Raw genomic sequence first — 19,972 nt, forward strand, 5'->3', positions numbered from 1 at the left:
GCTGGGAGTCATGCCTCATTACGACGTCGTCATCCTCGGCGCGGGCCCCGGCGGCTATGTCGCAGCGGTCCGCAGCGCACAGCTGGGCCTCTCGGTCGCGGTCATCGAAGAGAAGTACTGGGGCGGTGTGTGCCTGAACGTCGGCTGCATCCCCTCGAAGGCGCTCCTGCGCAACGCCGACCTCGCGCACACCTTCCACGCGCAGGCCGACCTCTTCGGAATCTCCGGCGACGTGGACTTCGACTTCGGCGTGGCGTGGGATCGCAGCCGCAAGGTCGCGGACACCCACGTCAAGGGCATCCACTACCTGATGAAGAAGAACAAGGTCACCGAGTACGAGGGCCGCGGATCGTTCGTCGACGCGAACTCGATCGATGTGACGAAGGCCGACGGCTCGGTCGAGCGTGTCACCTTCGACAACGCCATCATCTCGACCGGATCCACCGTGCGCCTTCTCCCGGGCGTCACCCTCAGCGAGAACGTCGTCACCTACGAGGAGCAGATCCTCAACCGCGAGCTGCCCGAGTCGATCGTCATCGTCGGTGCCGGCGCGATCGGCATGGAGTTCGCGTACGTGCTGGCGAACTACGGCGTGAAGGTCACGATCGTGGAGTTCCTCGACCGTGCCCTCCCGAACGAGGACGTCGAGGTCTCTAAGGAGATCCAGAAGCAGTACAAGAAGCTCGGCGTCGAGATCCTCACCTCCACCAAGGTCGAGAGCGTCGTGGACTCCGGCGACAAGGTCACCGTTACCTACTCCGCCCAGGACGGCACGAAGGGGTCCCTCGAGGCCGACCGCGTGCTGATGTCGATCGGCTTCGCCGCGCGCGTCGAGGGCTACGGCCTGGAGAACACCGGCGTCAAGCTCACCGAGCGCGGCGCCATCGACATCGACGACCACATGCGCACCAACGTGCCGCACATCTACGCGATCGGCGACGTCACGGCCAAGCTCCAGCTCGCCCACGTCGCCGAGGCGCAGGGCGTGGTCGCCGCGGAGACGATCGGCAAGGCCGAGACCCAGACCCTGGGCGACTACCGCATGATGCCGCGGGCCACGTTCTGCAACCCGCAGGTCGCGTCCTTCGGCCTCACCGAACAGCAGGCGCGCGACGCCGGCTACGACGTGAAGGTCGCGAAGTTCCCGTTCTCGGCCAACGGCAAGGCGAACGGCCTCGGCGAGCCCATCGGCTTCGTCAAGCTCGTCGCCGACGCCGAGCACCTCGAGCTCCTCGGCGGCCACCTCATCGGGCCCGATGTCTCCGAGCTCCTCCCCGAGCTCACGCTCGCGCAGAAGTGGGACCTCACGGCCCTCGAGGCCGCGCGCAACGTGCACACGCACCCGACGCTGTCGGAGGCGCTGCAGGAGGCGTTCCACGGCCTCGCGGGCCACATGATCAACATCTGATCCGCGCCTCGCGCTTCGTCTCGTCGCTTCGCTCCTCGCTCAGCGACCGGGGCTCGTCCTCACGCTCAGCGACCGGGGGTCGTCGCCACGCCCAGCGACCGGGGCTCGTCGCCACGCACAGCGACCGCGCCGTCATCCGGACGCTGAGCGAGCGAAGCGAGGCAGCGTCGAGCGCCGGTCAGCGACCGAGGGCGCGGGCGAGCTTGGAGTCGGATGCGGCGGGGCGGCCGCCCGCGGCGGCCACCGCGGCGTCGACGGCGGCGAAGAACGCCGCGCGACCCGCCTCGTCGGCCGGCGCGGCAGGTCCGAGCTCGACCTCCCATTCCCGCCACTCGCTGTCGCGGCCGCGGCGCTCGTTCCGCGCGCGCACGCGGTCGTCGACGAACTCGGCGACGAGGGCCCCCGCCGCGTCGAGGAGCGCGTAGGCCGTGCGGGTGTTGCGCAGGCGCGCGAGCGGCGTGAAGGGCGGTTCGGCCCAGCGGGCGACAGCGTCGACCACGTCCTCGGGGACGTCGTCCGCCTCACCGGCCTCGAGCGGCCACGCCCACTCGTGGCGGCCGTCGGGCGCCGACACCTTCACGTGCCACCCCTCGTCGGGGCCGCCGGTGCGCCGGCGAAGCGCGACACGTGCCCTCGCGAGCGCCGTGTCGCCGGTGTCGAGGTATCGCGCGTCGAGTTCGCGCACCTCGGCGGCACCGACGGACGCGACGCCGGGAAGCCCCGACCAGTCGGGCAGCGGCACGTCCGCGTCGACGTCGTACTTCCGCTCGACCTCGATCGAGCGTGCAGGCTCGGCGGAGCCGGTCAATCCAGCCGGCCCTCGGCATCGGGGTTGATGTCCTCGGTCTCCTCGCCGAACACGAAGGTGGCCTGGGAGGGGCCGTCCCCCTCGCCGGTGTGCTCCAGGACGCCCTGCCGCCGGTAGACCAGCTGCCCCTCGCCGTACGGGACGATGAGGGTGTCGTCGGTGTCGTCGTCCAGAGGGACGACCTGCCCGTCCAGCGGGCCGCCGCTCAGTCGTGCAATAGCCATTCCGACAGCGTAGTCCCGGCCCCCCGCGCCCGGTCCAGGTCGTGGTAACGGTCACATAGAATCGCTCGGGTGAAGGCCCTCCGAACGTTCACCGTCCGTCCTGTGCTCGCCGACTCGCTCGCTCCGCTGGACCGGCTGGCGTCGAATTGGCGATGGTCCTGGTCGCGCGCGACCCACGCCCTGTTCGCCTCGATGGACCCCGACCTGTGGGCTCGCGTCGAGGAGAACCCCTCGCGGATGCTGGGGGCGCTCGGGCAGGCGCGCCTGGACGAGCTTGCCCGCGACGAGGAGTTCGTCGCGCGGGTGCACGACGCGGACGCACGACTGGAGGCCTACCTCACCGGGGACCGGTGGTTCCAGCACCTCGAGGAGCCCAAGCCGCGCGCGATCGCGTACTTCTCCCCCGAGTTCGGCGTCGACGGGTCGCTCCCGCAGTACTCCGGCGGTCTCGGCATCCTGGCGGGCGACCATCTCAAGAGCGCCTCCGACCTCGGTGTCCCCCTCATCGGCGTCGGGTTGTTCTATCGCGCCGGATACTTCCGGCAGGCGATCGGCGAGGACGGCTGGCAGCGTGAGAGCTATCCCGTGCTCGACCCGTACGGGCTGGGCCTCGCCGTGCTGCGGGAGGCCGATGGCACGCCCGTCGAGATCTCGCTCGCCGTCACCGGCGACCGGACGCTCTCGGCCCGCGTGTGGATCGCCGACATCGGCCGCGTGCCGCTCCTGCTCCTGGACTCCGAGACGCCCTCAAACCCCGAAGACCTCCGCCGCGTCACCGACCGCCTGTACGGCGGCGGTGGGGAGCACCGCCTGCTGCAGGAGCTTCTGCTGGGTGTCGGCGGCGTGCGAGCGGTGCGCGCGTGGTGTCGCATCACCGGCGCGCCGGCACCCGACGTCTACCACACCAACGAGGGTCATGCCGGGTTCCAAGGACTCGAGCGCATGTCCGAGCTCATCGGCGAAGCGAGCGTGTCGTTCGACACCGCACTGGCACAGGTGCGCGCCTCCACCGTCTTCACCACACACACCCCGGTGCCCGCCGGCATCGACCGGTTCCCCCGGAGCCTCGTCGCCGACTACCTCGCCACGGGGCTCCTCGGCGGCCTCGACGCGCCGCGCGCGCTCGCCCTAGGGGTCGAGGACTATCCGGGCGGCGACCCCGACGTGTTCAACATGGCCGTCCTCGGCCTCTCCCTCGGGCAGCACGCGAACGGCGTCTCCCTCCTGCACGGGAAGGTCAGCCGGGCCATGTTCGGTGCGCTGTGGCCGGGGGTCGACACCGACGAGGTTCCGATCGGCTCCATCACCAACGGCGTCCACGGGCCCACATGGGTGCACCCGGCGCTCAAGGGACTCAGCGAACGGGCCTTCGGCGACGCCCTCACCACCGAGCACGACTGGCGCGACCGGGAGGTCGTCTCCGACGGCGAGCTGTGGGGCGTGCGGATGCAGATGAAGCAGGAACTCGTCGCCGAAGCGCGTCGGCGCCTGCAGGCCGCCGGCACCACCACCGGGGCGTGGGCCAAGGACGTGCTCGATCCCACCGTGCTCACGATCGGTTTCGCACGCCGCGTCCCGACCTACAAGCGCCTCACCCTGATGCTCCGCGACCCCGAGAGACTGACCCGCCTGCTCACCGACCCCGATCGGCCGGTGCAGCTCGTCATCGGCGGCAAGTCGCATCCGGCCGACGACTCCGGAAAGCTGCTCATCCAGGAGCTCGTCCGCTTCAGCCGCGACCCGCGCGTGCGCGATCGCATCGTCTTCCTCCCGGACTACGACATCACGCTCGCCAAGACCCTCTACCCGGGATGCGACGTCTGGCTCAACAACCCGCTCCGCCCCCTCGAGGCCTGCGGGACGTCGGGGATGAAGGCCGCCCTCAACGGCGCGCTGAACCTGTCGATCCTCGACGGCTGGTGGGACGAGTGGTACGACGGTGAGAACGGCTGGGCGATCCCCACCGCCGACACCGCCGACAACGACGAGGAGCGGGACGACTTCGAAGCCGCCGCGCTCTACGACCTCATCGAGCATCAGCTGGTGCCCGCGTTCTACGAGCGGGAGGGCGACATCCCGCGGGGCTGGCTCGACCGCGTGCGCCACACAATGACCGACCTCGGGACGAAGGCCACGAGCGACCGGATGGTGCGGGACTACGTCACCTCGCTCTACACCCCCGCGTCCATCCACGCCGCAGCTCTCGGTGCCGACGACTTCGCCGTCGCGACCGAACTCGCCTCGTACGTGTCGCGGGTGCGTGCGGGATGGGCGAACGTGCACATCCGCAGCGTCGACTACACCGGCGTTCCGCAGCAGGCACGCGCCGGCGACCGCCTGAGCGTGCGCGCCGAGGTGCAGCTGGGCGGTCTGTCACCGCAGGACGTCGCGGTGCAGCTGGTCTCGGGGCGCGCGGATGCCGACGGCGAGATCACCGGCGACCGGCCCCTCCTCCCCCTGTCCCCGGCCGGCGACGCCGGCGACGCGACGGTCTTCGAGGGGACCCTCGAACTCGACGTCACCGGTCCGTTCGGGTTCGCCGTCCGCGCCGTGCCGCAGCATCCGCATCTCGTCTCTCCGGTGGAGCTGGGGCTCGTCACCTTCGCGTCGTGAGACCGTTCGTCCTGCTGGCCACGCGCGCGGAAGACCTCCCCGCCGATGAGGAGTATGCGCTGTTCCTGCGGTACAGCGGGCTCCGGCCGGAGGAACTGCGGCGGGTGCGGCTCGAGGCCGAGCCGATGCCGCGCCTCGATCCGACGGAGATCTCCGGCATCATCGTCGGCGGCAGCCCGTTCAACGCCTCGGATGCGGCGGCGGACAAGTCGCCCGTGCAGCACCGCGTCGAAGCGGAGTTCGCCGCGCTGCTCGCGCGCGTGGTGGCCGAGGATGTCCCCTTCCTCGGTGCGTGCTACGGCGTGGGAACGCTCGGCACGCATCTGGGCGCGACGATCGACCGCCGGCACGCCGAGCCCATCAGCATCGTCCCCGTCACCCTCACCGACGCCGGCGCCACCGATCCGCTCCTGACCGGGCTGCCGCGCACCTTCGAGGCGTTCGTCGGGCACAAGGAGGCGATCAGCGTCCTCCCGGAGCCGGCGGTGCTGCTGGCATCGTCGCCGGCGTGCCCGGTGCAGATGTTCCGGGTCGGAGACAACGTCTACGCCACGCAGTTCCACCCGGAGCTCGACGTCGACGGGATCACGACGCGCATCCACGCGTACGCGTCGTACGGGTACTTCGCCGCCGACGAGCTCGACGTCACGCTCGAGGCCGTCCGCCGCGTGGCGGTGACCGAGCCGGGCCGCATCCTCCGCGCCTTCGTCGAGCGCTACGCCCGCTGACGCCTCGGAACGCGGACCACGCGGATCGGTCCGGTGACGGCGGGGTGCGAGCGCGCGAGGACGGGCGCCAGGCCGAGATCCACCAGATGTACCTCGCCGGCGAGCCGGGGGCCCTCGCCGCGGACGAGCCCGGCCTTGACGGCACCGAAGGTGACCGTGGTGACTGCCGGGAGCACGACATCGTCGGCCGCGCCGTCGTCCGGGTGCAGACCGCTCGGAAGGTCGACGGCGATCACCGCCGTCTCGGGGGCTCCAGCCAGCGGCAGGAGCGACTCCACGACGGCCCGCGCGACGCCGCGCAGGCGCGCATCGGCGGCGGCGCCGATCCCGAGGATGCCGTCGAGGACGACGGCGTACCCGCCCGGCTTCCGGCACACCTCCGACGCCGCGCGCAGCTGTGCGCCGGCGGACAGGGCGGCTGCGAGAGCCTCGCGGTGCACCCGGTCGGACGTGAGCACGACGTCGACCTCCTGGGCGGGGCCTGCGAGCTCGGCCGCGGCGTAGAGGGCGTCGCCGCCGTTGTCTCCGGCACCGGCGAGAACCAGCATGCGGCCCGGCGACCGCTCGAGACGTGCGCGCACGACGCCGGCCAGCGCCGCGGCGGCCTCCCGCATGAGGGGCTCGCCGGCGGCGAGGAGCGGCGCTTCGGCGGCGCGCACCGCCGCGGCGGTGTACGCCGACGTCAGCGCGGCCTCGGTCATGCCTTCTGCCGTTCCTCGGCCTCCGCCGCGCGCGCGCTGTTCAGCTCGTCACTCGCGGCGAGCACCCCGCGCTCGGCCTGCTGCACGCGGAACTGGGTCAGAGTGGTCGCGCCGTACCGCGCGCGCACGCGATCCTGATCCTCCTCGGCGCCGGTGACGATGAAGGCGGCCGCGAGGAGGATCACCTGGCTCGACAGGTTCAGCCACAGCAGCAGCGCGATGAGGGACGCGAAGGAGGCCAGCAGCGGATTGGACGTGGCGCCGCCCACGAAGAGTCCGGACAGCTGCTGGAGGACGGTGAGACCGAGGCCGCCCAGGGCGGCACCGGTCCACAGCGTCTTGGGGCGCGCTCGCACGCCCGACAGCAGCGCGAACGAGGCCGCGACGACGACGGTGTCGAGGATCAGCACGATGAGCGCCGAGACGAGCCAGGCGACGAAGCCGAGCGCCGGCTGATCCGCCGGGATCCCGAGCCAGTCGGTGAGGATCTCCAGCCCCGCCGTGGCGAGGAAGGTCGCGACGGCCGCGGCCGCGAGTCCCACGCCGATCCCGATGGCGAGCAGGAGGTTCCGCAGCAGCACCCAGATCCACAGCACATCGTCGGTGGCGAGTCCTGCGATGGAGCGCAGCGCATTGCGCAACGACCCGACGGCCCCGATCGCGGCGCCGACGAGACCGACGGCGGAGATGACCCCGGCGATGCTCAGGCCCGCCGGCGCCTGGATCTGGTCGAGGTCGACCAGGTCGAGCAGCCCGGGTATCGCCGCATCGAGCGCCTCCGTCAGTGCCTCCCACGCTTCTCGGTTCCCGGCCAGCCAGAGCGCCGCGACGGAGAACCCCAGAAGAACGCCCGCGAACAGGGAGAACAGCGTCCGGTAGGTGACCGAGTCGGCGAGCATGGGGCCGCGGGCACCGCTGTAGCGGAGGAAGGCGCGAACCAGTCGACGTCGGAGCGCCCAGGCGGTGACGCGGGAGAGAACCGTGCTCGGCATGCGGTCAGGCTACCGGCGGGGCCATCGGCAGCCGCGGGGGCTTGACGTGCATCATGCCTGTCGTCACCGGCCCGACAGCGGAGCCACCGCGGCGAAGAGGGCGAGCCAGGCACCCGCGAGCAGGAACGGGCCGAAAGCGAGGGCGGTGCCGGCGCGCGCCCGCCGGGTCACCACGAGAAGCACGCCGAACACCCCTCCGAGGACGAATCCGGCTGCCGCGCCCAGCAGCACGCTCTCCCACCCGAAGAACCCGAGGTACGCGCCCACGACCCCGGCCAGCTTGACGTCGCCGCCTCCCATGGCGCCCGGTCGGAGCATCCGGAGCAGCAGGTAGAACCCGAAGAGCGCCAGCGCGCCGCCGGCGACCGACCAGAGACGGCCGGGCGCCCCGCCCGCGAGGGCGGAGACGGTCAGCAGCACCGCCGCGATCGGATAGCCGGGCAGGACGTACCGATCGGGAAGGCGATGGGTGCGCACGTCCACGACGGCGAGGACGACCGTCTGCACCGCGAACGTCACGTAGGCGATCCCCGCGGAGACGGTGGCGACGATCAGACCCGGGTCCATGTCACGCGTCGAGCACGTCGAGGCCGATGCGGGCGGTCGTCCCCTCCTCGAGAGACTCCGCGTCGCGGACGGAGCGCTTGAGCGGAAGGGAGTACGCGCCGGAGGAGCCGGGGAAGATCGAGGTGCGCCACGTGGACCCGCCGATCTGCGCCTGCACCCGCACCGCCCCGAAACCTCGGGCGAAGGGCTCGGCGATCTCGCGGATGTCGGCGCTCAGCTCTTCGGGGACCTCCGCGAAGTACCAGGCGGAGTCCTGCCGCGCCTGCCAGCGATAGACCTCGGCGTCGAACTCGATGTGCACGCTACCTCCCGGGCTCCGCGGCGAGATCGCCGTCGTCGGGCCATGCGATGTCGGCTGCCCCGATCGCCGGCGCGCTCTCCTGTTCGCGTGCCCGGTACCACGGCGACCCCTCCGGCCAGCTCGCCGCGAACGTCGGAATCACGCGCCACACGCGGCGCCAGAGGGCGGATGGCCGGGCGAACGGCCGTGACGACACCGGCATCCGCAGGTCGGGGTCATAGCGCACGCCGTCGCTGGGGCGGAGCTGGATGGTCAGGTCGAGGTCGTCGTGGATGCCCGGGTTCGTACGGTCGACGCGGTCGCGGACACGCTCCCAGACGGCCGCGCGCATCGCGAAGTTCGACCCGAAGACCAGCGGTATCCCCAGCCACTGCCGCACCCAGAACGTGCCGCCACCGATGTACCAGTGCGCCCCGAGGTAGTGCACGAGCGGGGTGGCGCCGTAGAACTCCGCTCCCCCGGTGAGAACTCCCAGTCCCGGGTCGGCGACGAAGGCCTGGACGACACGGGAGACCCAGTCCGGATGCGGCCGGGAGTCGGCGTCCAGGCGCGCGATGATGTCGAAGTCGCGGGCCTCGTCGTATCCGCGCGCGGCGGCGGGCCAGATGCCGATGAGCGGCTCGGTCACCACGCTCGCGCCGGCGGCGCGGGCGAGGTCGGCGGAGCCGTCGCTGCTGTCGTTGTCCACCACGATGACGGCGTCGGGCTGCCGCGTCTGCGCCGCAAGCGCCGCCAGGCACGCATCGAGGAACTCGGCATCATTGCGGCACGGAATGACCACAGCGACGCGCGGGACGAGTGACACAGGGATACGCTACTCGCGCCCGGCGCCGGCGCCGGTGCGCCTCGCAGGTCAGCGGATGACGACGGGGGTGCCGGCGGGAACCTGCGCGAGGCGGTCGATGGCCTCGGCGGGGAGGCGCAGACAGCCGTTGGAGACGGGGCCGCTGTGGGTGTCGTGGTAGTGGAACGCTGTCACCGCCACGGAGGTGCCGCCGAACCCGTCGAGCGTCGGAGACTGCACCGACAGGTAGACCAGCGGATGCCCTCGGGTGTAGCCGAGCGACGGCTCGGCGCGCACCATCATCACGAAAGAGCGCCCCCGCGGGGTGGGGGTGGCGTCGGTGCCCCACGCGAAGTCGTCGGCGATCCGCTCGCGGGTGCCGTCGGCGCGGACGATGTCGACGGTGCGCGCGGTCAGGTCGGTCTCCACCGTCACGTCGGTCGGCGAGACTTCGACATCCGCCGCCCGCACCCACCCGGTGAGCTGGGCCGAGCTGCCCGTGGAGGGCACGGCGGCCCGCCCGGTCAGCAGCACGTGCACCCAGTTCTGCTGTCGCTCGATGATGGGGACGGTCGTGCCCTCGTAGAAGTGGTCCCGGGGCAGCGTGGCGACGGGCTCACCGGTGGGATCGGCGAAGACGGGGATCCGCTCGGCGGCGGCCCGCGCGACCTCGCCGGTGAGCGGGCCGTATGGATCGGCGTCGACCGGGAGTGCCGGGATGATCGCGAAGACCTCGACGACGGGGAGCGCATCCAGCGGGTACTCGGCGGTGTCGGCGGGGAACCCGGTCTCGGTGGGCGTCGCCGAGGGAGTCGGCGCGGAAGCGGACGGCGGGGCCGGCGACGGCGCCGGCGCGACGGCGCCGGGGCCGCGATCGGCGAACACCGCGACAGCGACCGCGCCGGTCACGACGATCGCCGCGGCGATCGCCATCGCGATCCAGGGGGCGCGTCGCCTGCGTGCGGAGGAGGGGGATGCCGTCACCGTCCCATGGTGCGTCGCTCGAGCGGACGTGGCAAGCCGAGGGTGTCAGTCGGGGGCGATCTCCACGCGTGCGATACGGTTGCCCACCAGTTCGAACGTGATCGGGCTCGCGCCGTTGTATCCGTCGCCGCTCACCGACAGGGTGACCACGTAGCTGTCCGGGGCGTCGCCGGCGGTGACGTCGACGACCTCGAAGTGCGATTTCTTTCCGATGTTGTCCGTGCGGTCCCACTCGGCGATGCCCTCGCGTCCGTGATACACCCGCCCCCAATCCGACAGCACCGCATCGTCGGTGAACGCCGCGACGAACGCGTCGCTGTCTGCCGCGTTGGTGGCGTCGACGAACGCCTGGATCGGCGCGGGCAGCGGATGCTCCGCCATGGCGGCCTCCTCGGTGGGGAAACGTGGTCCCTCACAGCGTGGCCCCGATCGGGCGACCCGAGCAACCCGCTATCGGATCATCGGATGAGCCCGGCCGCCCGCGCGGGTGCGGCGTAGGCCGCGGCGAGGGTCGCGACGGTGTCATGCGCGTTGAGTCCGCTCGGGTTCGGGACGACCCAGGTCGCAACGCCGCCGATCGCTGCTTCCTGCCGGCCCGCTGCCGCGCGCGGGTAGCCGAACCCCTGGCGGTAGGCGGTGACGCCGACCACCGCCACGACGCGCGGCTGCCATCGGGCGACGTCGGCGTCGACCCGCTCGGCACCGTCTCGAAGCTCCTGGCGGGAGAGCTCGTCGGCGCGCGCCGTGGCTCTGCGGACGAGGCTCGTCACCCCGATTCCCGCGTCGAGGATCATCGCGCGATCGTGCTCGTCGAATCCGCTGGAGAATGCCGGCACCCGCGGCAGGATGCCTGCCTCGGCCAGCGCCGGCCAGAACCGGTTCCCGGGGTGGGCGAACGGAGTCGCCGTAGCCGCCGTCCACAATCCCGGGTTGATGCCGACGAAGATCAGACGCGGATGCTCCGGCATCAGGTCGGGGATCGTCGCGTCTCGGAAGGAGTCCAACTCCGCTCGGGTGAAGCGCACGCCGAGGACCTCCCTCACCACTGCGGGTGGATCGTATCCCGCAGCCGTTCGTCGTACACGCGATGGACGGCCGCGTCGAAGTCGGCCAGGTCGGCGCGCCCGAGAAGATCGGCCGCGTCGGCGTTCGCCCTGGCCTGGTCGGGGTTTCGGGCGCCGGGGATGACGCTCGTGATCCCGGGCTGCGCGGCGATCCAGGCCAGCGTGGCGGCGGGAAGGCTCACGCCGTCGGGAAGGCTCGACGCCAGCTCGGCTGCTGCCTTCACGCCGGTCTCGAAATTCACTCCGGAGAAGGTCTCGCCGCGGTCGAACGCCTCGCCGTGGCGGTTGAAGGTGCGGTGGTCGTTGGCCGCGAACGTCGTCTCGGTCGTGTAGCGACCGGACAGCAGTCCCGAAGCAAGCGGCACCCGAGCGAAGATCGCGACCCCCGCAGCTGCCGCCGCGGGAAGCACCTCGTCGAGCGGCTTCAACCGGAAGGGGTTGACGATGATCTGCACGTTCGTCACGTTCGGGCGCGAGATCGCGGCGAGCGCCTGCGCCGCCGTCTCCACGGAGACGCCGTACGCGGCGATGGCTCCGGCGGCGACGAGTTCGTCGAGCGCCTGGTAGGTCGCGTCGTCCTCGATGACGGCGGTCGGCGGGCAGTGCAGCTGCACGAGGTCGAGCGTCTCGACGCCGAGATTGCGCCGGGAGCGCTCGGTCCATGCTCGGAAGTTCTCCGGCGTGTAGTTGCCCGGCTCCTGCGCGAGGCGGCGACCCATCTTCGTGGCGACGGTGATGCCGGAGTCCGCCCGCGCGGCGAGGAAGCGGCCGATGAGCGATTCGCTGCGGCCGTCGCCGTAGACGTCGGCGGTGTCCAAGAGCGTGACACTGGCGTCCGCGGAGGCCGTCAGCACCGCCAGCGCGTCGTCTTCGCCCACGTCGCCCCAGTCGGCGCCGAGTTGCCAAGTGCCCAGGCCTATCGCCGAGACGGAGCGGCCGGTGCGGCCGAGGGGGCGCTGCTGCATGGGGGATCCTTCCGAGAAGCGACGAGCGTCGCTACGACGATGTCACACCTGGCCGCGGGCGTCACTCGCTCGCGCCGGCCTCGACACGGCGGATGAGCGCGGTGATCTCGTCGCGCGCCTGCGAACGGGAGACGGGGAAGACGGCCGGGCCGTCGGCATCCGCGCCCCACGGCACCAGGACGTCGAACTCGACGTCGCGAAGGGTCCGCAGCGAATCGAGGTAGCTTGTCCGATCGCTCTCCCCCAGGAGCACCACCTGCCACCGGCCGCGGTGCACCCAGATCGTGTCTCCGACGAAGAGGAACCGGTGTGCACCGTCGTCCCACACGTAGGCCGTGGCGCCGTCGGTATGGCCGGGCGTCGGAACGACCTCGATGTCGTCGTCGAGCTTCGCCGGGCCGGCGAACGTGCCGGCGATGGGGAGGGCCCTGGCCGTTCGGGCCCGGTCGTCCTCATGCACCCAGATCGGTACCTCCAGCCGCGGAGCGGGGTACATCGCCTCGTGCCAGTGGTTGATGAGGAGTCGCTCCGGCGCGCCGGCGGCGGAGATGTCGGCGGATGCCGCGTCGATCCCCGGAGCGTTGTACACCAGGAGGTTCCCCCGAGGTCGCCGCAGGAGGAAGGAGCGTACGACGACGCCGGCGAGGAACGGCAGCGGCGCGGTGCCGGTGGCCGACAGACCGCCGAGAACGGGGGTGAGGCCACTCACAGCATCCGCCCCAGGGCGTCGGTGGTGTCGCGGAAAGGCAGGGGCGCAGGCGTGAGAGGTGAGGGGTCGCCGGAGGGCCGCGTGCCGTCGACCACGATCGTGGCGTACCGCCGCCACGCATCCGCGTCGCTGGCGCGGGTGGCGACGGCGACCGAGCCCACCATCACCGCCAGCACTGTCGTGTCCTGCCGCGTGAACCCTGGACGGAGCTCCCCGGCCGCGACGGCCGCGTCGATGAGCGCGTCGGCCGTCGTCGCGAGCTCGTCGAACCGCTCGGCGGAGAATCGCTCGTACCGGCCGGGTCCGAACAGCACGGTGGCCAGGCTCCGGTCCGAGGCGTGAAGCTCGATGATCCCGCGGAGGTACGCGCGGAAGGCCTCGCCCGGCGATCCGATCGCCGCCGCGTCGCGGACGACGCCGAGGATGCCGTCGATCTTGTCGTCGAAGAGCGCGTCGAGGAGCGCCTCCTTATCCGGGTACTTGCGGTAGATCGTGCCCACGCCCACACCGGCCGCGCGGGCGACGTCGTTGAGGGTCGCGCGGGGGCCGTGCTCGGCGAACACGCGCGTGGCGGCATCGAGGATGCGGCGGCGGTTGCGCTCGGCATCGGCGCGGGGACGGCGCTCGGGCGCGGCAGGAGGGCGGGTCATGGACTGATTCTCGCATAAAACGGATGCGGATATTCCGTTTCCGTTTATGCTGTCCTCTGCCGGCGCGCGCCGGTCCGGAAAACGGAGGAGCATCCCATGCCCACACTTCTGATCGTCGGATACGGACCCGGCAACTCCCACGCCCTCGCCCGACGGTTCGGCGCCGAGGGCTGGTCGATCGCCCTCGTCGCACGCAACGAGGAGCGCCTCCGAGACGGCGCCGCGCGGCTGCGCGCGGAGGGGATTTCGGCGCATCCGTTCCGAGCAGACGCCGCCGACCCGGCATCGCTGCGGGAGGCGGTCTCCCGCGTGCGCGACCAGCTGGGGCCGATCACCGCCGCCGCGCTCACCGCCTACCGCAACGTCGCCGTGAGCGATGTCCTCGTCGCGGAGCCGGAAGACCTCGGGGCCGCGATGCGCATCGGCGTCTCGGGACTGGCAACGCTCGTCCAGGCGTCCCTCGACGACCTGCGGGCGGTCGACGACGCGTCGGTGCTCGTCGTCAACGGCGGATTGGGCGCGCCCGGGCGCGACATCGACCGCTTCGCCGTCTCGTTCGACGGGGACGGCGTCGCCCTGGAGAGCGCCGCGAAATCCAAGCTCGTCGGTCTCCTCGCCGAGCGGCTGCGAGGCGACGGCATCTACGTCGGCGAGGTCGTGATCGCCGGCACGATGCAGGGGTCGCCGTACGCGGGCCCGACCGCCATCGACCCCGCCGAGGTCGCCGACCGGCTGTGGACCATGGCGCAGGAGCGCACCGAGGTACGCACCGTTCTCGCCGAGCGCGCCTCGGAGCGGGAATCGGCGCCACCCTCGGTGCGTTCCCTCCCGTGATGCGCATCTCCCTGCTCGACCGCTCCCGCACGCGCGCCGGCCAGTCCGACGCCGAGGCGGTGGCGAGCACGATCGAGCGGGCCGTGCGCGCCGACGAGCTCGGCTTCGACCGCTTCTGGACCGCCGAGCACCACGCCGTCCCGGGGATCGCCAGCGCCGCGCCGACCGTCATGCTCGCGGCGATCGGCGCACGAACGCACCGCATCCGCATCGGAACCGGCGGCGTGATGGTACCGAACCACGCTCCGCTCGTCGTCGCCGAGCAGGCGCTGCTGCTCGAGGCCCTGTACCCCGGTCGGGTGGATCTGGGCCTCGGCGGCTCGCTCGGCTTCACCCCCGCGGTCCGGCAGGCGCTGGGGCGGACGGCGCTTCGCGACGGGGAGTACGCCGCCGAGGTCGACGCCGTGCTGAGCTATCTGGAGGGTCGCGCAGCCATCACCGCGCGCCCGCGCGTGGCGCCGCCGGGGGTGTTCCTGCTCGCCATCCGGGACGGCCTGACGATCGCCGCGCAGCGGCGGCTTCCGGCGGTGGTCGGCGGGCCGCTCCTGAACGATCCGGAGGCGATCGCGCAATACCGGAGCGCGTTCCCCGATGGCGGGGCGCAGCTGATGGTCTCGGTCGACGTCGCCGTCGCCGACACCGCCGAGCGCGCCCGCGACCTGCTGCTTCCGGAGGCTTGGGCCCTCGCCCACTCGCGGCAGGTGGGCGAATTCCGCGCCCTGCAGCCCGTCTCGGAGGTGAAACGGATGCTCGCCGAGGCGCCACCGCGGACGACCGCGGGGGTGCGATCCTGGCTGGACGCTGCCGTGTTCGGCACGCCGGACGAGGTCGAGACCGCGCTACGAGCCCTCGTGGCGCGCACCGGCGCGACGGAGCTCCTCGCCACCGTCAGCACCTACGAACGCGAGGACACTGCCGCGATCGACCGGTTCCTCGCCTCGCTCCGGGAGGGCGGGCCAGCGCTCGTCAACGCGCCGGTCCGAAGTCGCTCCACGACTCGACGATGAACCCGAAGCCCTCGGTCGCACCCTGCCGCAGGCTCGCGAGTTTCTGGTACTCGTCCGAGTAGTACCAGGCCTTCGCCGCGTCGAGATCCTCCAGCTCCACGACCACGGTGAGCTGGATCGGGGGACCCTCGAGCGTCACGGTGTCCGGGCCGGCGAAGAACCGCAGGCCCTCCACCGCCTCCAGATGCGAGACGGCCTCATTCCGGTATGCGAGCAGCTGCTCGAAATCCTTGACCTCGGTGACGGCGAAGACGACGTACGCGGACATCAGAGGCTCCCCTGCGCCGCGGCGGCGGGAACCAGCCCCAGGGTCCGGGCGGCGTCGTCGGGCGACGCGATGGAGAGGTCGAGGGCCCGGGCGAGGGCGACCGCGCGGCGGACCAGAGGGGTGTTGCCCTCCACGGGCTCCCCCTTGCGCAGATAGAGCGTGTCCTCCATGCCGGCGCGCGCGTTCCCCCCGAGCGCGAGGCCGAGCGCCGTCAGCTGCAGGTTGGCCCGGCCGACGGGGATGATCTGCCAGATGGCGTCGTCGGGAAGCCGCTCGACCATCGTCTGCAGGTTCGCGGGCGTCGCCGCCGCACCCCCGCGGACGCCGAGGACGATGCTGAACTGCGGTCGCCCTGCGATCAGGCCCTCTTCGATCAGGCGCAGGCACAGCTCCACGTGGCCGGTGTCGTACACCTCGAGCTCGGGCTTGACGCCGAGTTCCTGCATCCGCGCGGCCAGCCGGCGCACGCCCGGGAAGGGGTTGCTGAACTCATGCTCGCCGAAGGTCATGCTCGCCGGATTCAGGGTGGCCATCTGTGGGCGAAGCTCCACCAGGCGGGCACGATCGTCGAAGTCGACCCCCAGCCCCACGCCCGTGGAGATCTGGATGAGGATGGGACACGCCTCGCGGACGAGCTCGACGGTGCGCTCGGCGATCCCGAGGTCGGCCGTCGGGAGGCCGTCCGCGTCACGGAAGTGCAGGTGCGCGACAGCGGCTCCTTCGGCGTACGCGGCGGCGACCGCATCCGCGATCTCCTCGGGGCTGGTCGGAAGCGTCGGGTTGTCGGCCTTCGTGGCGATGGGGCCGGTGGGAGCGACGGTGATGGTGACGGACATGTGAGACCTCCTTCTCTTCGTCGGTGCCGGGATCAGTCGGATGCTCCGGAGGCGAGGCCCCACACCGGCTCCCACGCACGGCGCATCGACGTGCCGTCGATGCGGGCGAAGCGCTCGTCGATGCCGTCGCGGGCGGTCTGCACCCGCTTCTCGAGCACCTTCCAGTCCTCCCCGACGAGGCGGCCGCCGCGCTTGCGTGCGACCCCGTCGACCCACACGTCCTCGACGTCGTGAGGGTTGGCGTAGAAGATCAGCGCCGACACCGCGTCACGCAGACCCGCCGTGTTCACCGCATCGAGGCGAGTGAGGACGATGTCGGCCTTCTTGCCGGGGGTGAGGCTGCCCACCTGGTCCTCCAGACCCATGCCGACCGCGCCGCCGAGGGTGGCGTACTTCAGCATGTCGGCCGCGGGATAGCGCGTCGTGAAGGGGACCGCGCCCGGGAAATCCCGTTCGTTGTCGCGGAAACGCTGCGCCTGCAGCATCAGGCGCATCTGCGTGAACATGTCGCCGGCGAAGGCAGACACGATGTCCACACCGAGCGAGGGGAGCTTTCCCGATGCCACGACGCGCTCGAGCACGGGGAAGGTTCCCGCCATCTGCAGCTCGGTGTCGGGGGTGCTCGAGACCCACCCTCCCTCACGGGCGAGCAGAGCGAGCTGCGAGTCGGTGAGGCTGTTGCCGTGCGAGAGCAGCAGATCGTCGCCGAGGGCTCCTGCCTCCGACAGATTCTCGATGATGTTGACGTCGTTGAGGCCGAATGCGGCGTGGAAAGTGATACGCGCGGGATCCAGCGTGCGGCTCCAGGCGAGCTCCTCCAGGATCGGCGCCATGTCGGTGAACGTGAAGAACTCGCTGCTGGCGAGCCCGAAGCGTACGAGCCCGTCGTTGTTCGCGAAGTGCTCCTCCCGCACGCGTGCCGCGTTGCGACGATGGAACTCCTCGATCGGTCCGGCGATCTCGGCGATGATCGACGACGGATCGATGTCGTCGCCCGGCGTGTACTTCGGGTTGCGGTACACGCCGTAGCCGAAGATCGCGCGGATCCCCGCGTCCTGCAGACCCTTCACCAGCCCGTCGGAGTGCTCCTCGGTGATCTGCAGGTGCGAGTGATCCATGATCGTGGTGACCCCGGCGTTGATCGCCTCGAGCGCGCCGTAATAGTTGCCGAGGTACGCATCGTCCGGTCCGTAGCAGACCGAGTACATCGTGCGCATCTGCACCACGTACTGGAAGAGGCTCCAGTTCGCTCCGACTCCGCGCAGCAGCGCCTGCCAGTTGTGGCGATGCGTGTCGACGAAGCCGGGACTGGCGACCATGCCCGTCGCGTCGACGACCTCGGCGTCATCGGTCTCGATGGACGGCGCGATGCGCGCGATCCGGTCGTCGACGATGAGGATGTCGCCGACGGGAAGGTCGGCGGTGTCGGGGTCGACAGTTGCCAGGAGGGCGTTCTTGATCAGCGTCTTCTTCATTGAATGGCCTTTCTTCGGGTGGTTCTCTCGGGTGGTGCTAGGAGGCGGATGCGGCGGCCCAGGTTCGTGGCCGGCGAGGGGTCGTGCGAGCCCGTGGCAGCTCGATCGGCTCCACGCCGGGGATGATCCGGCTGGAGAGCGTCCCGATGCCTTCGGCCACGAGGGTGACGACGTCGCCGGGGCGAAGGGGCGGCGGATCGTCTACGCCGGTCCTCCCCCAGTACTCGATGAGCGACCCGGCACCGCACGTGCCCGCTGCCAGGACGTCGCCGGGCTCGAGCTGGGCTCCTCGCGAGGCGTACGCGACGATCTCCTCGAACGACCACGACATGTTCTCGGAGCTGTCGCCGCCCGCGGGCAGGGGCACTCCATTGATCTCGGCGTGCATCTCCAGCGCGAGGCGATCGCCGCGCCGATACGGCTCGAGCTCGTCGGCCGTGACGATCCAGGGGCCGAGGGTGTTGGCGAAATCCTTGCCCTTGACCGGGCCGAGGCCGAGCGGGATGACCGGCGTCATCAGGTCGCGGGCCGACCAGTCGTTGAACAGCGTGTACCCGGCAATGTGATCCGCCGCCTGCTCGGGGGTGAGGTTCTTGCCGGGCTGGCCGATCACGGCCGCCAGTTCGAGCTCGAAGTCGAGGCGGTGCGATCCGGGCGGCACCTCCACCGCCGCATCCGGGCCGATCACCGCGTTCGTGTTGGAGAAGTAGAACACCGGCTGCTCGTACCAGGCGGGGTGCGGCGTCATGCCGAGCCCTCTCATGCTTCCCTCGAGGTGCTCCTCGAACGTGATGTAGTCGCGCAGGGTCTTCGGCAGCACGGGTGCGAGGAGGGTGACGGCGTCGAGCGGGATGGACGTCCCGATGGCGTGGCGCTCGACCAGCACCTCTCGCTCCTCCGGAGACGCCGCGAGGAGCTGCTCGACCTGTATCGCGGCCGCCAGCGGCTGCACGCGGGCGCCGTCGACGATCCCGACCGAGATCTCGCCGTCACGGGCGATCCGGGCGATCTTCATGAGTGTGCTCCCGTCGTCGCCGCGGAAGCGGCGTGGAAGAGGTGTGCCATGTGCGAGAACTGCTCGACACGCGTGGCGCGCGGCCGGTCGGGATCGAGGTGCTCGTAGACGGTGACGACGTTCGCGGCGATGCGCTCGTGCTCGGCCATGTCGGAGAACGGCGAGAGGTCGATCGAGGCGATCGCCTCCTCGACGTCGAGGCCGTCGGCGAAGCGCTGCGTCGCCTCGGTGTCGACGTACGCGAGATAGTCACGCACGCGCTCCACGCCGGTCTTGTCTGTGACGGGACCGTGACCGGGGACGATGGCGGTGACGTCGAGGTCGAGGAGCAGGTCGCACGCGGCGACGCTGCGAGACAGCGGCCCCTCCCACACCAGCGGAGCGGCGCCGACGAACAGGATGTCTCCGGTGTAGACCACGCGCGCGTCGGGCACATGGACGATCACGTCGCCGGGGGTGTGCGCGGGGCCGACTTCGACGAGGCGGACCTCGCGGCCGCCGACGTCCAGCGGAAGCGACCCGGTGAAGGTCCGCGTCGGCCCGGTGGCGGTGATTCCGGACGGGTCGAACCCGCCCGCGACGGTGCGCACGAAATCGCCCAGCGGACCGTCGAGCCGCCAGAGCTTCGCGAGCTCCTCGGCGGCGGCAGGCGTCATGGCGGCCGCCGCTGCCGCGGACGCGACGATCTCGACATCCGGACCGGCCACGAGCTGATTGCCGAACCAGTGGTCCCCGTCGGAGTGGGTGTTCACGAGTGTGCGGATCGGGCGCCCCGCGGTGAGCGCGCTGAAGGCCTCGAGCATCTCCCGGGTGTGGGCGAGGTCGAGGTGCGTGTCGATGAGGAGCGAGGCGTCGTCTCCCCGGACGAGTCCGACGTTGCTCCTCCCCCACTGGCCCTCGGGGATCAGCCAGGCGTGGCAGTCGTGCCCCAGATCGTGGGGTCCGTTCGGATAGGTTTTCATCGCGTCCGCATCTCCATCGATTTCGCGTGGGGATCATTAGCTGCACTTGAGTGCAGTAGATCGGGAATGAGTCTGCA

At 71.3% G+C, this 19,972-nt stretch carries 23 protein-coding genes; 5 read left to right on the forward strand and 18 right to left on the reverse strand.

Features of this window, described 5'->3' with window-relative positions:
• Nucleotides 1-10 precede the first annotated feature (10 nt).
• Nucleotides 11-1,408, forward strand: a complete 1,398-nt coding sequence (gene lpdA / locus ACTU3I_RS09990; RefSeq protein WP_442925539.1) for a dihydrolipoyl dehydrogenase — start codon at nt 11-13, stop codon at nt 1,406-1,408.
• 178 nt (nt 1,409-1,586) lie between these two features.
• On the opposite strand, the gene ACTU3I_RS09995 is transcribed toward lpdA, so the two are convergent.
• Both ACTU3I_RS09995 and ACTU3I_RS10000 read right to left on the reverse strand, forming a co-directional pair.
• Nucleotides 1,587-2,216 (reverse strand): CYTH domain-containing protein, encoded by a 630-nt coding sequence (locus tag ACTU3I_RS09995; protein ID WP_442925540.1) that lies wholly within the window; start codon nt 2,214-2,216, stop codon nt 1,587-1,589.
• Nucleotides 2,213-2,440 carry a response regulator gene (locus ACTU3I_RS10000; RefSeq protein WP_442925541.1) on the reverse strand — a complete coding sequence of 76 codons (228 nt, stop codon included), beginning with the start codon at nt 2,438-2,440 and terminating at the stop codon, nt 2,213-2,215. Before ACTU3I_RS10000 ends, ACTU3I_RS09995 begins: the two co-directional genes overlap by 4 nt.
• Nucleotides 2,441-2,509: 69 nt before the next feature.
• On the opposite strand from ACTU3I_RS10000, the gene glgP reads away from it, so the two are divergent.
• Nucleotides 2,510-5,053 carry an alpha-glucan family phosphorylase gene (gene glgP / locus ACTU3I_RS10005; RefSeq protein ID WP_442925542.1) on the forward strand — a complete coding sequence of 848 codons (2,544 nt, stop codon included), beginning with the start codon at nt 2,510-2,512 and terminating at the stop codon, nt 5,051-5,053.
• Entirely contained in the window at nt 5,050-5,781 is a 732-nt protein-coding gene (locus tag ACTU3I_RS10010) for a glutamine amidotransferase (RefSeq protein WP_442925543.1), read from the forward strand. The genes glgP and ACTU3I_RS10010 overlap by 4 nt, the downstream gene beginning before the upstream one ends.
• Here the strand turns inward: ACTU3I_RS10010 and ACTU3I_RS10015 are convergent.
• The 11 genes from ACTU3I_RS10015 to ACTU3I_RS10065 form a co-directional block, all read right to left on the reverse strand.
• On the reverse strand, nt 5,769-6,482 hold the full coding sequence (locus ACTU3I_RS10015) for an NAD(P)H-hydrate epimerase (RefSeq protein WP_442925544.1): 714 nt from the start codon (nt 6,480-6,482) through the stop codon (nt 5,769-5,771). The genes ACTU3I_RS10010 and ACTU3I_RS10015 overlap by 13 nt on opposite strands.
• Complete coding sequence (locus tag ACTU3I_RS10020) at nt 6,479-7,474, reverse strand: YihY/virulence factor BrkB family protein (protein ID WP_442925545.1); 996 nt, start codon at nt 7,472-7,474, stop codon at nt 6,479-6,481. The genes ACTU3I_RS10015 and ACTU3I_RS10020 overlap by 4 nt, the downstream gene beginning before the upstream one ends.
• Nucleotides 7,475-7,537: 63 nt before the next feature.
• The gene (locus tag ACTU3I_RS10025) at nt 7,538-8,041 is read right to left on the reverse strand and encodes a prepilin peptidase (RefSeq protein WP_442925546.1); all 504 of its coding nucleotides are present in this window, start codon (nt 8,039-8,041) and stop codon (nt 7,538-7,540) included.
• Nucleotide 8,042: 1 nt separating this feature from the next.
• Nucleotides 8,043-8,342: a DUF1905 domain-containing protein gene (locus ACTU3I_RS10030; RefSeq protein ID WP_442925547.1), complete on the reverse strand. Its 300-nt coding sequence runs from the start codon at nt 8,340-8,342 to the stop codon at nt 8,043-8,045.
• A 1-nt stretch (nt 8,343) separates the two neighbouring features.
• Nucleotides 8,344-9,147 carry a glycosyltransferase gene (locus ACTU3I_RS10035; RefSeq protein WP_442925548.1) on the reverse strand — a complete coding sequence of 268 codons (804 nt, stop codon included), beginning with the start codon at nt 9,145-9,147 and terminating at the stop codon, nt 8,344-8,346.
• 48 nt (nt 9,148-9,195) lie between these two features.
• Complete coding sequence (locus tag ACTU3I_RS10040) at nt 9,196-10,110, reverse strand: L,D-transpeptidase family protein (protein ID WP_442925549.1); 915 nt, start codon at nt 10,108-10,110, stop codon at nt 9,196-9,198.
• Nucleotides 10,111-10,155: 45 nt separating this feature from the next.
• Complete coding sequence (locus tag ACTU3I_RS10045) at nt 10,156-10,491, reverse strand: nuclear transport factor 2 family protein (RefSeq protein ID WP_442925550.1); 336 nt, start codon at nt 10,489-10,491, stop codon at nt 10,156-10,158.
• 77 nt (nt 10,492-10,568) lie between these two features.
• Nucleotides 10,569-11,135 carry a mismatch-specific DNA-glycosylase gene (locus ACTU3I_RS10050; RefSeq protein ID WP_442926392.1) on the reverse strand — a complete coding sequence of 189 codons (567 nt, stop codon included), beginning with the start codon at nt 11,133-11,135 and terminating at the stop codon, nt 10,569-10,571.
• A gap of 14 nt (nt 11,136-11,149) precedes the next feature.
• Nucleotides 11,150-12,139 (reverse strand): aldo/keto reductase, encoded by a 990-nt coding sequence (locus ACTU3I_RS10055; protein WP_442925551.1) that lies wholly within the window; start codon nt 12,137-12,139, stop codon nt 11,150-11,152.
• A 61-nt stretch (nt 12,140-12,200) separates the two neighbouring features.
• Complete coding sequence (locus ACTU3I_RS10060) at nt 12,201-12,848, reverse strand: MBL fold metallo-hydrolase (RefSeq protein WP_442925552.1); 648 nt, start codon at nt 12,846-12,848, stop codon at nt 12,201-12,203.
• Nucleotides 12,845-13,498: a TetR/AcrR family transcriptional regulator gene (locus ACTU3I_RS10065; RefSeq protein ID WP_442925553.1), complete on the reverse strand. Its 654-nt coding sequence runs from the start codon at nt 13,496-13,498 to the stop codon at nt 12,845-12,847. Before ACTU3I_RS10065 ends, ACTU3I_RS10060 begins: the two co-directional genes overlap by 4 nt.
• A gap of 96 nt (nt 13,499-13,594) precedes the next feature.
• Here ACTU3I_RS10065 and ACTU3I_RS10070 point away from each other — a divergent pair, with 96 nt between their 5' ends.
• Nucleotides 13,595-14,332, forward strand: coding sequence for an SDR family NAD(P)-dependent oxidoreductase (locus tag ACTU3I_RS10070; RefSeq protein ID WP_442925554.1), 738 nt, complete (start codon nt 13,595-13,597; stop codon nt 14,330-14,332).
• Nucleotides 14,332-15,339, forward strand: a complete 1,008-nt coding sequence (locus ACTU3I_RS10075; RefSeq protein WP_442925555.1) for an MsnO8 family LLM class oxidoreductase — start codon at nt 14,332-14,334, stop codon at nt 15,337-15,339. Before ACTU3I_RS10070 ends, ACTU3I_RS10075 begins: the two co-directional genes overlap by 1 nt.
• On the opposite strand, the gene ACTU3I_RS10080 is transcribed toward ACTU3I_RS10075, so the two are convergent.
• Genes ACTU3I_RS10080 through ACTU3I_RS10100 form a run of 5 tightly spaced genes read right to left on the reverse strand, consistent with a single transcriptional unit; the run spans nt 15,299 to nt 19,895 of the window.
• Nucleotides 15,299-15,607: a DUF1330 domain-containing protein gene (locus ACTU3I_RS10080; protein ID WP_442925556.1), complete on the reverse strand. Its 309-nt coding sequence runs from the start codon at nt 15,605-15,607 to the stop codon at nt 15,299-15,301. The two genes, ACTU3I_RS10075 and ACTU3I_RS10080, sit on opposite strands and share 41 nt — an antisense overlap.
• The gene (locus ACTU3I_RS10085; RefSeq protein ID WP_442925557.1) at nt 15,607-16,443 is read right to left on the reverse strand and encodes a 3-keto-5-aminohexanoate cleavage protein; all 837 of its coding nucleotides are present in this window, start codon (nt 16,441-16,443) and stop codon (nt 15,607-15,609) included. Before ACTU3I_RS10085 ends, ACTU3I_RS10080 begins: the two co-directional genes overlap by 1 nt.
• A 32-nt stretch (nt 16,444-16,475) precedes the next feature.
• The gene (locus ACTU3I_RS10090; protein WP_442925558.1) at nt 16,476-17,918 is read right to left on the reverse strand and encodes an amidohydrolase family protein; all 1,443 of its coding nucleotides are present in this window, start codon (nt 17,916-17,918) and stop codon (nt 16,476-16,478) included.
• Nucleotides 17,919-17,955: 37 nt separating this feature from the next.
• Nucleotides 17,956-18,933, reverse strand: a complete 978-nt coding sequence (locus ACTU3I_RS10095; protein ID WP_442925559.1) for a fumarylacetoacetate hydrolase family protein — start codon at nt 18,931-18,933, stop codon at nt 17,956-17,958.
• Nucleotides 18,930-19,895, reverse strand: coding sequence for an MBL fold metallo-hydrolase (locus ACTU3I_RS10100; protein WP_442925560.1), 966 nt, complete (start codon nt 19,893-19,895; stop codon nt 18,930-18,932). The genes ACTU3I_RS10095 and ACTU3I_RS10100 overlap by 4 nt, the downstream gene beginning before the upstream one ends.
• Nucleotides 19,896-19,972: the final 77 nt, after the last annotated feature.

Source organism: Microbacterium sp. RD1 (genome assembly GCF_052220165.1).
GTDB lineage: Bacteria > Actinomycetota > Actinomycetes > Actinomycetales > Microbacteriaceae > Microbacterium.